Annotated in this window: 8 protein-coding genes, 4 tRNA genes and 3 pseudogenes; all 15 read left to right on the forward strand. The window is 56.7% G+C overall.

What is annotated here, in order from left to right:
- Positions 1-206: 206 nt before the first annotated feature.
- Positions 207-1,166 (forward strand): bifunctional biotin--[acetyl-CoA-carboxylase] ligase/biotin operon repressor BirA, encoded by a 960-nt coding sequence (gene birA, locus ACIPL0_RS30715; RefSeq protein WP_400603059.1) that lies wholly within the window; start codon positions 207-209, stop codon positions 1,164-1,166.
- 93 nt (positions 1,167-1,259) lie between these two features.
- Positions 1,260-1,691, forward strand: a complete 432-nt coding sequence (locus ACIPL0_RS30720) for a hypothetical protein (protein WP_400603058.1) — start codon at positions 1,260-1,262, stop codon at positions 1,689-1,691.
- A gap of 141 nt (positions 1,692-1,832) precedes the next feature.
- Positions 1,833-1,917, forward strand: a tRNA-Tyr gene (locus tag ACIPL0_RS30725).
- A gap of 26 nt (positions 1,918-1,943) precedes the next feature.
- A tRNA-Gly gene (locus ACIPL0_RS30730) sits at positions 1,944-2,017 on the forward strand.
- Positions 2,018-2,044: 27 nt separating this feature from the next.
- Positions 2,045-2,120, forward strand: a tRNA-Thr gene (locus tag ACIPL0_RS30735).
- A gap of 175 nt (positions 2,121-2,295) precedes the next feature.
- Positions 2,296-2,371 (forward strand) — tRNA-Trp (locus ACIPL0_RS30740).
- Positions 2,372-2,416: 45 nt separating this feature from the next.
- Positions 2,417-2,785, forward strand: a complete 369-nt coding sequence (gene secE, locus ACIPL0_RS30745) for a preprotein translocase subunit SecE (RefSeq protein WP_400603057.1) — start codon at positions 2,417-2,419, stop codon at positions 2,783-2,785.
- 9 nt (positions 2,786-2,794) lie between these two features.
- Positions 2,795-3,328, forward strand: a complete 534-nt coding sequence (gene nusG / locus ACIPL0_RS30750; protein ID WP_400603056.1) for a transcription termination/antitermination protein NusG — start codon at positions 2,795-2,797, stop codon at positions 3,326-3,328.
- Between the two features lie 119 nt (positions 3,329-3,447).
- Positions 3,448-3,879: a 50S ribosomal protein L11 gene (gene rplK / locus ACIPL0_RS30755; RefSeq protein WP_400603055.1), complete on the forward strand. Its 432-nt coding sequence runs from the start codon at positions 3,448-3,450 to the stop codon at positions 3,877-3,879.
- The gene (gene rplA / locus ACIPL0_RS30760; protein ID WP_400603054.1) at positions 3,879-4,574 is read left to right on the forward strand and encodes a 50S ribosomal protein L1; all 696 of its coding nucleotides are present in this window, start codon (positions 3,879-3,881) and stop codon (positions 4,572-4,574) included. The genes rplK and rplA overlap by 1 nt, the downstream gene beginning before the upstream one ends.
- A 197-nt stretch (positions 4,575-4,771) precedes the next feature.
- Positions 4,772-5,272, forward strand: coding sequence for a 50S ribosomal protein L10 (gene rplJ / locus ACIPL0_RS30765; RefSeq protein ID WP_400603053.1), 501 nt, complete (start codon positions 4,772-4,774; stop codon positions 5,270-5,272).
- Between the two features lie 79 nt (positions 5,273-5,351).
- Positions 5,352-5,717 carry a 50S ribosomal protein L7/L12 gene (gene rplL, locus ACIPL0_RS30770; RefSeq protein ID WP_400603052.1) on the forward strand — a complete coding sequence of 122 codons (366 nt, stop codon included), beginning with the start codon at positions 5,352-5,354 and terminating at the stop codon, positions 5,715-5,717.
- 221 nt (positions 5,718-5,938) lie between these two features.
- Positions 5,939-10,012: pseudogene (gene rpoB / locus ACIPL0_RS30775) on the forward strand (DNA-directed RNA polymerase subunit beta).
- A gap of 62 nt (positions 10,013-10,074) precedes the next feature.
- A pseudogene (gene rpoC / locus ACIPL0_RS30780) lies at positions 10,075-14,273 on the forward strand (DNA-directed RNA polymerase subunit beta').
- A gap of 203 nt (positions 14,274-14,476) precedes the next feature.
- Positions 14,477-14,545: pseudogene (gene rpsL / locus ACIPL0_RS30785) on the forward strand (30S ribosomal protein S12); the annotation flags it as partial.

Genomic DNA, 14,545 nt, shown 5'->3' on the forward strand with positions numbered 1-14,545 from the left:
GGTAGTGTGGGGTTTCCCCATGTGAGAGTAGGTCATCGTCAAGATTAAATTGCAGAACCCCGTTTGCGTAAGCAGACGGGGTTTTGTCTTTGCGCTCGTGAAAAATACCTTCTTGCTATCCCGTTTGCCGCGATACGGTTCCTGTCTCCTATGCACTCATACCTTCGGTGGCTATCATGCTGTCCTCATTATCAGGCGTGTCATGAATGCGAACCTTGTTAGAGCTGCTTGGGGATGGTGAATTTCACTCAGGCGAATATTTGGGGCGCGCGCTCGGCGTCAGCCGTAGTGCTGTGTGGAAGAAGCTGCAGCAGCTCGAGGCTGAGCTGGGTGTAGAGGTCTACAAGGTGCGGGGCAGGGGCTACCGCCTTGCTAACTCCCTCGTACTGCTCAATAGCGAATCGCTCAATCGTCTTCCGGGGTGCGAGACCTGGTCGGTCCGTACCCTGGATACAGTCGATTCGACGAATGCGGAGGCGATGCGCTTGGTTGAGGCCGGTTTCGCGCTGCCTGTGCTGGTGCTTGCCGAGCAGCAGACAGCCGGCAGAGGGCGACGAGGGCGGAAGTGGGTAAGTCCTTTTGCCGAGAACGTCTATTACAGCCTCGCATTGCGCATAGAAGGCGGCATGCGCCAGCTTGAAGGCTTAAGCCTTCTGGTTGGGCTTGCTGTGGCGGCGATGCTCAAGGAGATGGGGATCGCAGGTGCCGGGCTCAAATGGCCAAACGATATTCTGGTTGGGCGACGAAAGCTGGCGGGCGTGTTGCTGGAGCTGTCTGGCGACCCTGCTGACGTCTGTCATGTCGTGATCGGGATCGGGATTAACGTCAACATGCGCGAGGCTGCGGAGGTGGATCAATCCTGGACCTCTATGGCGCTGGAAACGGGCGCCCAGCTTGATAGAAACGGCGTGATAGCGGCATTGAGTCGTCACCTGCTTGCTTACCTGAGTGCGCATCAGGAGAAGGGTTTTGGTGCTTTTAGAGAAGAGTGGGAGCGCAGCCATCTGTGGCAGGGGGAGCCCGTGACGTTGCTCGCGGGAAATAGCGCGATTGAAGGGATTGTCCTGGGGGTGGATGCGGTGGGGGCACTGCGTCTTCAGGTGAACGGCGAAGAGCGTCTCTTCAGTGGTGGCGAGCTGAGCCTGCGATTGCGCCAGGGTGCCTGAGCGGCCTGTCAGGGTGTCGAGCGCCGCTCCGGCCTGATGGGAAGCTGCTTGTCCGCAGGGCGCACGATTCAGTGTTGTGATGGCGAGGGTGTTATGCGTTGGGTGTTTTTACTGTTATTGATGCTGAATGCCTTCTACTACGTATGGCATCAGCAGGAGGCTCCCTTGCGGCCGAAGGAGGTCGCTCCGTTGTCACTTTATCGAGGGACGCAGCAGGATATTCGTTTGCTGAGCGAATCGCATCCTGGTCAGGTGTCGTCGCCAGAGATCGTCAAGCAATGTCTTTATTTGGGTGGTGGGATCTCTCAAGGTGACGCCAGAACCCTTGAGCAGCGCCTGACCAGTCTCGATATCCAGACGCAGTTTGGCAGGACTGTAGATAGTGCCGGGGGTGTCTATTGGTTGAAAGTTGCCCCTGAAAGTAGGCGGTTGGTAGACGATGTTTTGCTTGCTGGGTTGGCTCAAGACTTCCCTGAATTAAAAAATAAAATAATGTCTTGTGAAAGTGTTGCAACCTCCGATTAGTTTGCATAGAATGGCGCCCGCTTCACAGTGCAGAGCAAATTGCTAAGCCGGTGATGCAAGAGTCAACGTTTGTAACCTCAAGATTTTATTGAGAAAAAGGTTGACAGAAGGGTGGCATGATGTAAGATGTCGCCTCGCTTAGGAGGGGTTCCCGAGCGGCCAAAGGGATCAGACTGTAAATCTGACGTCTACGACTTCGAAGGTTCGAATCCTTCCCCCTCCACCAAATTTCGAGCGTAAGCAGCATGCTCGGCGGGTATAGTTTAGTGGTAGAACCTCAGCCTTCCAAGCTGATGATGCGGGTTCGATTCCCGCTACCCGCTCCAAGTTTTGCTGGTTGTGCAAAGTGTTTCGCTCTTGTAGCTCAGTTGGTAGAGCACACCCTTGGTAAGGGTGAGGTCAGCGGTTCAAATCCGCTCAAGAGCTCCATTACTCAGGCAGATATGAAAGTATCTGCCTTTGTTTTAGGTGCTGTGAGGTCTGGTGCCATCGTTGGCGCCAGGTGTGAGCAGAGCCTGCAGTGGCTTGATTCAGGCTGTATGGTCGAGTAGCTGTTGAAATCTTTCTGTCGGGTCCGCATAATGGTCGGCCTGATTTCGCTTTTAGGTCAGTAGCTCAATTGGCAGAGCGACGGTCTCCAAAACCGTAGGTTGGGGGTTCGATTCCCTCCTGACCTGCCAGATTCGCCTGGTGCGTCTGGCTTTCTTTTCACAGGATTTTAGTAGATGAATCCAAAGGCCGAAGCCCAAGACTCCCGTTTAGATCTCGTGAAGTGGCTTGTAGTGGCCCTTTTGGTCGTCGTGGGTGTTGTCGGAAATCAATACTACTCCGCGCAGCCAATCCTGTATCGCGTTCTTGCCCTGGTTGTGATTGCTGCTGCCGCCGCTTATGTCGGGCTGCAGACTGGCAAGGGTAAGGCTTTCTTTGTGCTTGCAAAGGAAGCTCGTGCGGAGATTCGTAAAGTCGTATGGCCTACCCGTCAGGAAACCACTCAGACCACTTTGATCGTGGTTGCTGTGGTCCTGGTTATGGCGCTGCTGTTGTGGGGTCTTGATTCCCTACTCGGCTGGCTTGTTTCCTTGATTGTTGGCTAAGGGTGTCCCGTGGCTAAGCGTTGGTACGTAGTTCATGCCTACTCGGGTTACGAGAAGCATGTCATGCGCTCGCTCATCGAGCGCGTAAAGCTGGCTGGCATGGAAGATGGTTTTGGCGAGATTCTGGTCCCTACCGAAGAGGTAGTCGAGATGCGGAACGGTCAGAAGCGCAAGAGTGAGCGCAAGTTCTTTCCAGGCTACGTGCTGGTTCAGATGGAAATGAATGAGGGTACCTGGCACTTGGTCAAGGATACTCCTCGTGTCATGGGTTTCATTGGTGGTACCGCAGACAAGCCTGCTCCCATCACTGACAAGGAAGCTGAGGCTATCCTGCGTCGTGTTGCGGATGGTAGTGACAAGCCGAAGCCCAAGACCCTGTTCGAGCCGGGTGAGGTTGTTCGCGTCATTGATGGTCCGTTCGCTGACTTCAATGGCACGGTCGAAGAAGTTAACTACGAAAAGAGTCGCATCCAGGTGGCTGTGCTCATTTTCGGTCGCTCTACTCCAGTAGAGCTCGAGTTCAGTCAGGTCGAAAAGGCATAACTGAGCTGAGAATCCCATACCCCGCAGCCCTGGGCTGTGGGGTTTTGTCGTCACTGGGATAAACGCGCAAGTAACCGGGGAGCCTCTCGAGGCGTCTGAACCCGTAATTGGAGTGCCACATGGCCAAGAAGATTACCGCTTACATCAAGCTTCAAGTGAAGGCCGCTCAGGCTAACCCAAGCCCGCCCGTTGGTCCTGCTCTGGGTCAGCACGGCGTGAACATCATGGAGTTCTGCAAGGCTTTCAACGCCCGTACTCAGGGTATGGAACCAGGCCTGCCGACTCCTGTGATCATCACTGTTTACAGTGACCGCAGCTTCACTTTCGAAACCAAGAGCACCCCTGCTTCGGTACTGCTGAAAAAAGCAGCTGGCCTGACCAGCGGCTCGGCTCGTCCGAACACCGTTAAAGTTGGCACCGTTACCCGTGCTCAGCTGGAAGAGATCGCCAAGGTAAAAAATGCCGATCTGACCGCAGCTGACCTGGATGCGGCCGTGCGTACCATCGCCGGTTCCGCTCGTAGCATGGGCCTTAACGTGGAGGGTGTGTAATGGCTAAGCTGACTAAGCGCCAAAAGGCAATCGCCGCCAAGGTTGAGCCGGGCAAGTCCTACAGCTTCAACGACGCCGCAGTTCTGCTGGCTGAGCTGTCGACTGTAAAATTCAGCGAGTCGTTTGACGTCGCTGTAAACCTGGGCGTTGACCCACGTAAATCCGACCAGGTCGTACGTAGCGCAACTGTGCTGCCACACGGCACTGGCAAGACCGTTCGCGTTGCCGTCTTCACCCAGGGTCCAGCTGCTGAAGCTGCTCTGGCTGCCGGCGCTGATCGCGTAGGTATGGATGACCTGGCTGCCGAAATGAAAGGCGGCGACCTGAACTATGACGTCGTCATCGCTTCCCCGGATGCCATGCGCGTTGTAGGTCAACTGGGTCAGGTTCTGGGTCCTCGCGGCCTGATGCCTAACCCGAAAGTCGGTACCGTTACTCCGGACGTAGCTGGCGCGGTCAAGAACGCCAAGGCTGGTCAGGTTCGCTACCGCACCGACAAAAACGGCATTATCCACACCTCCGTTGGCAAAGTAGGCTTCGAAGCCGACAAGCTGCGTGAGAACGTTGAAGCACTGATCGCTGATCTGAAGCGTATCAAGCCAGCTTCTTCGAAAGGTATTTACGTCAAGCGCGTTACCCTGAGCACCACTATGGGCCCAGGTCTGGTCATCGATCAGAGCTCGCTGAACGCGTAAGACGGGAATGGCGCGGCTTGCCGCGCCATTGCAAAAATTGGGGTCCCTGCCTGGCGGGGGCTATCCAAGACCGTAGGCGGCGCAAGTCTTAAAACATAAGCCTACGCAGATGGTGCTCCCGGTTCCTTACCGAATCAGACACCAAAACGACATCCGGCTCCGGCCAGATGAAACGGTAACAAGCAGGAGTTAAACCCGTGGCAATTAAACTCGAAGACAAGAAGGCCATCGTCGCTGAAGTCAACGAGGCTGCCAAAGTCGCTCTGTCTGCTGTTGTGGCTGATGCCCGCGGTGTGACAGTAAGCGCGATGACCGGACTCCGTAAAGAGGCTCGTGAAGCTGGCGTATACGTACGTGTCGTACGTAACACCCTGCTCAAGCGTGCTGTTGCCGACACTGAATTCAGTGTCCTCAACGACGCTTTCACTGGCCCTACCTTGATCGCTTTCTCCAACGAACACCCGGGCGCTGCTGCTCGTCTGTTCAAGGAGTTCGCGAAAGGTCAGGACAAGTTCGAGATCAAGGCAGCTGCGTTCGACGGCAAGTTCCTTGCCGCGAAAGAAATCGACGTGTTGGCTACCCTGCCGACCCGCGACGAAGCTATTGCGAAGCTGATGAGCGTGATTCAAGGCGCTACCAGCAAGCTGGCTCGTACTTTGGCAGCTATTCGCGACCAGAAAGAAGCTTCTGCTGCCTAAGGCACTGCAAGCCCTTTCGAAATCATATGTTTAATTTGATGGTCGCGTAGGCCGTCACCCCCAATACAGGAATATAGTCATGTCTCTGACTAACGAACAAATCATCGAAGCAATCGGCCAGAAAACCGTTCTGGAAGTTGTTGAGCTGATCAAAGCGATGGAAGAAACCTTCGGCGTGACCGCTGCTGTTGCTGCTGCTGGTCCAGCTGCTGCTGCCGCTGTTGTTGAAGAGCAAACCGAGTTCAACGTTGTTCTGGCCACCGCTGGCGAGAAGAAAGTCAACGTGATCAAGGCAGTTCGCGAACTGACCGGTCTGGGCCTGAAAGAAGCCAAAGAGAAAGTCGACGGCGCTCCTCAGACTCTGCTGGAAGGCGTTTCGAAAGAAGCCGCAGAAGACGCGAAGAAGAAGCTGGAAGAAGCAGGCGCTACCGTCGAGCTCAAGTAAGCATCGACCTTGCGTCTCCAGCCCAAGCGTTGAGCGACAGGCTGATGGCTGGTGGCTTATGCCACCGGCCTTTTTCCGTTATTGGCGACCGACCAGGTCGGCGCCACTAACGTGCTTCAACCACCTCGAAACGGTGGCGCGAACCATGGGGTTCGCAAGATTTTCTGGCTGCTTCCGTCGGGAGGAGCCAAACAAGCAGGTGACCAAGCTGGGGAACGCTGATGGCTTACTCATACACTGAGAAAAAACGTATCCGCAAGGACTTTAGCAAGTTGCCGGACGTCATGGATGATAATTACCTCATGGCCATCCATCTGGATTCGTATCGTGAATAATTGCAAGCGTGAGCCACTAAAGATCAGTTAAGCGACGTGGGCCTGCATGCGGCCTTCAAATCCGTTTTCCCGATCATCAGCTACTCCGGCAATGCTGCTCTGGAGTATGTCGGTTATCGCCTGGGCGAACCGGCTTTTGATGTCAAGGAATGCGTGCTGCGCGGCGTGACGTACGCCGTACCTTTGCGGGTAAAAGTGCGCCTGATCATTTTCGACAAAGAATCGTCGAACAAAGCGATCAAGGACATCAAAGAGCAAGAAGTCTACATGGGTGAAATCCCCCTGATGACTGAAAACGGTACCTTCGTTATCAACGGTACCGAGCGTGTTATCGTTTCCCAGCTGCACCGTTCGCCAGGCGTGTTCTTCGACCACGACCGTGGCAAGACGCACAGCTCCGGCAAGCTGCTGTACTCGGCTCGCATCATTCCTTACCGTGGTTCGTGGCTGGACTTCGAGTTCGATCCGAAGGACTGCGTATTCGTCCGTATCGACCGTCGTCGCAAACTGCCTGCATCGGTTCTGCTCCGCGCGCTGGGTTACACCACCGAGGAAGTGCTGGACGCGTTCTACACCACCAACGTTTTCCACGTTCAGGGCGAAACTCTGAGCCTGGAGCTGGTGCCTCAGCGCCTGCGTGGTGAAGTTGCCGTTCTGGACATCCAGGACGACAAGGGCAAGGTCATCGTCGAGCAAGGCCGTCGTATCACCGCCCGTCACATCAACCAGTTGGAAAAGGCCGGCATCAAGGCCCTGGACGTTCCACTGGACTACGTCATTGGCCGCACTACCGCCAAGGCGATCGTGCACCCGGCTACTGGCGAAATCATTGCCGAGTGCAACACCGAGCTGAACACCGAGATCCTGGCCAAGATTGCCAAGGCTCAGGTCGTCCGTATCGAAACGCTGTACACCAACGATATCGATTGCGGTCCGTTCATCTCCGACACCCTGAAGATCGATTCGACCGGCAACCAGCTGGAAGCCCTGGTCGAAATCTATCGCATGATGCGTCCTGGCGAGCCGCCAACCAAGGATGCTGCCGAGACCCTGTTCAACAACCTGTTCTTCAGCCCAGAGCGCTATGATCTGTCGGCTGTTGGCCGGATGAAGTTCAACCGTCGTATCGGTCGTACCGAGATCGAAGGTTCGGGCGTGCTGTGCAAGGAAGATATCGTCGCGGTCCTCAAGACCCTGGTCGACATCCGTAACGGCAAAGGCATCGTCGACGACATCGACCACTTGGGTAACCGTCGCGTCCGTTGTGTCGGCGAGATGGCCGAGAACCAGTTCCGCGTTGGCCTGGTGCGTGTAGAGCGCGCGGTCAAAGAGCGTCTGTCGATGGCGGAAAGCGAAGGCCTGATGCCTCAGGACCTGATCAACGCCAAGCCGGTTGCTGCAGCGGTCAAGGAATTCTTCGGTTCCAGCCAGCTGTCGCAGTTCATGGACCAGAACAACCCGCTCTCCGAGATTACCCACAAGCGCCGTGTTTCCGCACTCGGCCCAGGTGGTCTGACCCGTGAGCGCGCAGGCTTCGAAGTCCGTGACGTACACCCGACGCACTACGGTCGTGTTTGCCCGATCGAAACGCCGGAAGGCCCGAACATCGGTCTGATCAACTCGCTGGCTGCCTATGCCCGCACCAACCAGTACGGCTTCCTGGAAAGCCCGTACCGCGTGGTGAAAGAAGGTCTGGTAACCGACGAGATCGTCTTCCTGTCCGCAATTGAAGAAGCCGATCACGTGATCGCGCAGGCTTCGGCGACCATGAACGACAAAGGTCATCTGATCGACGAGCTGGTAGCCGTACGTCACCTGAACGAATTCACCGTCAAGGCGCCGGAAGACGTCACCCTGATGGACGTTTCGCCGAAGCAGGTTGTTTCGGTTGCAGCGTCGCTGATTCCGTTCCTCGAGCACGACGACGCCAACCGTGCGTTGATGGGTTCCAACATGCAGCGTCAGGCTGTACCAACTCTGCGCGCCGACAAGCCGCTGGTGGGTACCGGCATGGAGCGCAACGTTGCCCGTGACTCTGGTGTCTGCGTTGTTGCACGTCGTGGTGGTGTGATCGATTCGGTCGACGCCAGCCGTATCGTCGTTCGCGTAGCCGATGACGAAGTCGAGCCAGGCGAAGCCGGTGTAGATATCTACAACCTGACCAAATACACCCGCTCGAACCAGAACACCTGCATCAACCAGCGTCCGCTGGTGAGCAAGGGTGATCGCGTTCAGCGTAGCGACATCATGGCCGACGGTCCGTCCACCGACATGGGTGAACTGGCTCTGGGTCAGAACATGCGCATCGCGTTCATGGCGTGGAACGGCTTCAACTTCGAAGACTCCATCTGCCTGTCCGAGCGTGTTGTTCAGGAAGACCGTTTCACCACGATCCACATTCAGGAACTGACCTGTGTGGCGCGTGATACCAAGCTGGGCCCTGAAGAGATCACTGCTGACATCCCGAACGTGGGCGAGGCAGCGCTGAACAAACTGGACGAAGCCGGTATCGTTTACGTCGGTGCTGAAGTCGGCCCTGGCGACATCCTGGTCGGTAAGGTCACTCCGAAAGGCGAGACCCAGCTGACTCCGGAAGAGAAACTGCTGCGCGCAATCTTCGGTGAGAAGGCCAGCGACGTTAAAGACACCTCCCTGCGTGTGCCAACCGGCACCAAAGGTACTGTCATCGACGTACAGGTATTCACCCGTGACGGCGTTGAGCGTGACTCCCGTGCTCTGTCCATCGAGAAGAGCCAACTGGACGAGATCCGCAAGGATCTGAACGAAGAGTTCCGCATCGTCGAAGGCGCAACCTTCGAACGTCTGCGCTCCGCTCTGGTCGGTCAGATTGTCGAAGGTGGTGCTGGCCTGAAGAAAGGTCAGGAAATCACCAACGAAGTCCTCGACGGTCTGGAACACGGTCAGTGGTTCAAACTGCGCATGGTCGAAGACGCGCTGAACGAGCAACTCGAGAAAGCTCAGGCTTACATCGTTGATCGTCGCCGTCTGCTGGACGACAAGTTCGAAGACAAGAAGCGCAAACTGCAGCAAGGCGATGACCTGGCTCCAGGCGTGCTGAAAATCGTCAAGGTCTACCTGGCAATCCGTCGTCGCATCCAGCCGGGCGACAAGATGGCCGGTCGTCACGGTAACAAGGGTGTGGTCTCCGTGATCATGCCGGTTGAAGACATGCCACACGATGCCAACGGCACACCTGTGGATATCGTCCTCAACCCGTTGGGTGTACCTTCGCGTATGAACGTTGGTCAGATTCTCGAAACCCACCTGGGCCTGGCGGCCAAAGGTCTGGGCGAGAAGATCAACCGCATGCTCGAAGAGCAGCGCAAAGTCGTTGAGCTGCGCAAGTTCCTGAACGAGATCTACAACGAGATCGGCGGCCGTCAGGAAAGCCTTGACGACCTGTCCGACCAGGAAGTTCTGGATCTGGCGAAGAACCTGCGTGGCGGCGTTCCAATGGCTACCCCGGTATTCGACGGTGCCAAGGAAAGCGAAATCAAGGCGATGCTGCGCCTGGCGGACATGCCGGACAGTGGCCAGATGCAACTGTTCGACGGTCGTACCGGCAACAAGTTCGAGCGTCCGGTTACCGTTGGCTACATGTACATGCTGAAACTGAACCACTTGGTGGACGACAAGATGCACGCGCGTTCCACTGGTTCCTACAGCCTGGTTACCCAGCAGCCGCTGGGTGGTAAGGCGCAGTTCGGTGGTCAGCGTTTCGGGGAGATGGAGGTCTGGGCGCTGGAAGCATACGGCGCGGCATACACTCTGCAAGAAATGCTCACAGTGAAGTCGGACGATGTGAACGGTCGTACCAAGATGTACAAAAACATCGTGGACGGCGATCACCGTATGGAGCCGGGCATGCCCGAGTCCTTCAACGTGTTGATCAAAGAAATCCGTTCGCTCGGTATCGATATCGATCTGGAAACCGAATAACACGTGACGCGATCGAGAGTGGGTCGGTTTGACCACTCTCTGCTCCGCCAGGAGGAAAGGCCTTGAAAGACCTACTGAATTTGCTGAAAAACCAGGGTCAAGTCGAAGAGTTCGACGCCATCCGTATCGGATTGGCCTCGCCTGAGATGATCCGTTCGTGGTCGTCGGTGAAGTTAAAAAGCCGGAAACCATCAACTACCGTACGTTCAAGCCTGAGCGTGACGGCCTGTTCTGCGCCAAGATCTTTGGCCCGGTCAAGGATTACGAGTGCCTGTGCGGTAAGTACAAGCGCTTGAAACACCGCGGTGTGATCTGCGAGAAGTGCGGCGTTGAAGTCGCGCTGGCCAAGGTCCGTCGTGAGCGTATGGCTCACATCGAACTGGCTTCGCCGGTTGCCCACATCTGGTTCCTGAAATCGCTGCCGTCCCGTATCGGCCTGCTGATGGACATGACCCTGCGTGATATCGAACGCGTTCTCTACTTCGAGAGCTATGTCGTTATCGATCCAGGCATGACCACCCTTGAAAAAGGTCAGCTGCTGAACGACGAGCAGTACTTCGAAGCCCTCGAAGAGTTCGGTGACGACTTCGACGCCCGCATGGGTGCTGAAGCTGTCCGTGAACTGCTGCACGCTATCGATCTGGAGCACGAGATTGGCCGTCTGCGTGAAGAAATTCCGCAAACCAACTCGGAAACCAAGATCAAGAAGCTGTCCAAGCGCCTGAAGTTGATGGAAGCCTTCCAGGGCTCCGGCAACCTGCCTGAGTGGATGGTGTTGACCGTTCTGCCGGTTCTGCCGCCAGATCTGCGTCCACTGGTCCCACTGGATGGCGGTCGCTTTGCGACTTCTGACCTCAACGATCTGTATCGTCGGGTCATCAACCGTAACAACCGTCTGAAGCGCCTGCTGGATCTGTCCGCACCGGACATCATCGTGCGCAACGAAAAGCGCATGCTGCAGGAAGCTGTGGATGCGCTGCTCGACAACGGTCGTCGCGGTCGTGCCATTACCGGTTCGAACAAGCGTCCTCTGAAGTCCCTGGCTGACATGATCAAGGGTAAGCAAGGTCGTTTCCGTCAGAACTTGCTCGGTAAGCGCGTTGACTACTCCGGCCGTTCGGTAATTACCGTAGGTCCGACCCTGCGTCTGCATCAGTGCGGTCTGCCGAAAAAGATGGCACTGGAACTGTTCAAGCCGTTCATCTTCGGCAAGCTGGAAATGCGTGGTCTGGCGACCACCATCAAAGCGGCCAAGAAGATGGTCGAGCGTGAACTGCCAGAGGTCTGGGACGTTCTCGCTGAAGTGATTCGCGAACACCCGGTACTGCTCAACCGTGCACCGACTCTTCACCGTCTGGGTATCCAGGCGTTTGAACCGGTGCTGATCGAAGGCAAGGCAATCCAGCTGCACCCACTGGTGTGTGCTGCGTACAACGCCGACTTCGACGGTGACCAGATGGCCGTTCACGTGCCGCTGACGCTGGAAGCCCAGCTGGAAGCGCGCGCGCTGATGATGTCGACCAACAACATTCTGTCGCCAGCCAACGGTGAGCCAATCATCGTTCCGTCGCAGGACGTTGTACTGGGTCTGTACTACATGACCCGTGAAGCGATCAATGCCAAGGGCGAAGGCCGCGTATTCGCGGACCTGCAGGAAGTCGACCGCGTATTCCGCGCCGGCGAAGCTGCCCTGCACGCGAAAATCAAGGTTCGTATCAACGAGACCGTGAACGATCGTGACGGCAACAGCGTCAAGAACACGCGTATCGTCGACACCACTGTCGGCCGTGCGCTGCTGTTCCAGGTGGTCCCGGCCGGCCTGTCTTACGACGTGGTCAATCAGCCGATGAAGAAGAAGGCGATCTCCAAGCTGATCAACCAGTGCTACCGCGTGGTTGGTCTGAAAGAGACCGTCATTTTCGCTGACCAACTGATGTATACCGGTTTTGCCTACTCGACCATTTCGGGTGTTTCCATCGGCGTTAACGACTTCGTTATCCCGGATGAGAAAGCTCGCATCATCGATACCGCGACCGAAGAAGTGAAAGAGATCGAAAGCCAGTATGCGTCCGGCCTGGTAACCCAGGGCGAGAAGTACAACAAGGTGATCGACCTCTGGTCCAAGGCCAACGATGAAGTTTCCAAGGCGATGATGTCCAACCTCTCGAAAGAGAAGGTTGTCGACCGTCACGGCGAAACCGTTGACCAGGAATCCTTCAACTCGATGTACATGATGGCTGACTCGGGTGCGCGGGGTTCCGCAGCACAGATTCGTCAGCTGGCCGGTATGCGTGGTCTGATGGCCAAGCCGGACGGTTCCATCATTGAAACGCCGATCACGGCGAACTTCCGTGAAGGTCTGAGCGTACTTCAGTACTTCATCTCGACTCACGGTGCTCGTAAGGGTCTGGCGGATACCGCACTGAAGACTGCGAACTCCGGTTACCTGACTCGTCGTCTGGTAGACGTGGCGCAAGACCTGGTCGTGACCGAAGTCGATTGCGGCACCGAACAGGGCCTGCTGATGACTCCGCACATCGAAGGCGGTGACGTCGTCGAGCCGCTGGGTGAGCGCGTACTGGGTCGTGTGATCGCACGTGACGTATTCAAGCCGGGCACCGAGGACGTCATCGTTCCTGCTGGCACACTGGTAGACGAGAAGTGGGTCGAGTTCATCGAGCTGAACAGCATCGACGAAGTCGTCGTGCGTTCGCCGATCAGCTGTGAAACCCGCTACGGCATCTGCGCCAAGTGCTACGGTCGCGATCTGGCCCGTGGTCACCAGGTGAACATCGGTGAAGCTGTCGGCGTTATCGCTGCTCAGTCGATCGGTGAGCCGGGTACCCAGCTGACCATGCGTACGTTCCACATCGGTGGTGCGGCAAGCCGTACTTCCGCAGCCGACAGCGTTCAGGTCAAGAACGGCGGTGTTGTTCGCCTGCACAACCTGAAGCAGGTTGAGCGTGTCGACGGCAACCTGGTGGCGGTATCGCGTTCCGGTGAGCTGGCAATTGCCGACGAATTCGGTCGTGAGCGTGAGCGTTACAAACTGCCTTACGGTGCCGTGATTTCGGTGAAAGAAGGTGACAAGGTCGACGCTGGCTCCATCGTGGCCAAGTGGGACCCGCACACTCACCCGATCGTTACCGAAATGAAAGGTACCGTGACCTACGTGGGCATGGAAGAAGGTATTACGATCAAGCGCCAGACCGACGAACTGACCGGTCTGACCAACATCGAAGTACTGGACCCGAAAGATCGTCCTGCCGCAGGCAAGGACATCCGTCCAGCGGTCAAGATGGTGGGTGTCGATGGCAAGGATCTGCTGCTGCCAGGTACCGACGTACCGGCTCAGTACTTCCTGCCGGCGAACGCCCTGGTCGGTATCGCGGACGGTGCACAAGTGGGTGTGGGTGACGTTCTTGCCCGTATTCCGCAAGAAACCTCCAAGACCCGTGACATCACCGGTGGTCTGCCACGCGTTGCCGACTTGTTCGAAGCGCGTCGTCCGAAAGAAGCGTCGATTCTGGCGGAAGTCAGCGGCACCATCGCTTTCGGTAAAGAGACCAAAGGCAAGCGTCGTCTGGTGATCACGCCGAACGACGGCAGCGATCCGTACGAAGAGCTGATTCCGAAGTGGCGTCACCTGAACGTCTTCGAGGGTGAGCAAGTGAACCGCGGTGAGGTTATCTCCGACGGTCCTAGCGACCCGCATGACATTCTGCGTCTGCTGGGTGTCAGCGCGCTGGCGAAATACATCGTCAACGAGATTCAGGACGTTTACCGTCTGCAGGGCGTGAAGATCAACGACAAGCACATCGAGACGATCCTTCGTCAGATGCTGCGCAAGGTCGAGATCAGCGAGTCGGGCGATTCCAGCTTCATCAAGGGCGACCAGATGGAACTGACTCACGTATTGGTCGAGAACGAGCGTCTGGCGCAGGAGGAGAAGTTTGTCTCCAAATTCACCCGCGTTCTGCTCGGTATCACCAAGGCGTCGCTGTCCACCGAATCGTTCATCTCGGCGGCTTCCTTCCAGGAAACCACTCGCGTTCTGACCGAAGCGGCGGTAACCGGCAAGCGCGACTACCTGCGCGGCCTGAAAGAAAACGTGGTCGTGGGTCGTTTGATCCCGGCTGGTACCGGCCTGGCCTATCACAGCGAGCGCAAGCGTCGCCGTGATGCCGACAAGCCTCTGCGCGTGAGCGCAAGCGAAGTCGAAGCCGCGCTGACCGAAGCGTTGAACTCGAGCAGTAATTGAGAGTAGGGCTCTGGTCTTCATGTCCACCATCGTTCGCAGGCCGTTCGCTGCTGATGGGTGGGCATGGAGGCCGGGGCACTGCCTTGACTGGGGGCAGGATCCTCTTTAGACTCTTGTACCCCAAAATCTGGCGGGACTTACGTCCTGCCATTTTGCTTTTCTTGCAAGACAATAGCGTCGCAAGACAACAGTGGAGCTAGTAGATGGCAACTATCAACCAGCTGGTACGTCAGCCGCGCAAGCGTATCGTCGAGAAATCCGACGTTCCTGCG

Origin of the sequence: Pseudomonas sp. NPDC090208 (assembly GCF_044746785.1) — a bacterium.
In the GTDB taxonomy this organism is placed as follows: Bacteria; Pseudomonadota; Gammaproteobacteria; order Pseudomonadales; family Pseudomonadaceae; genus Aquipseudomonas.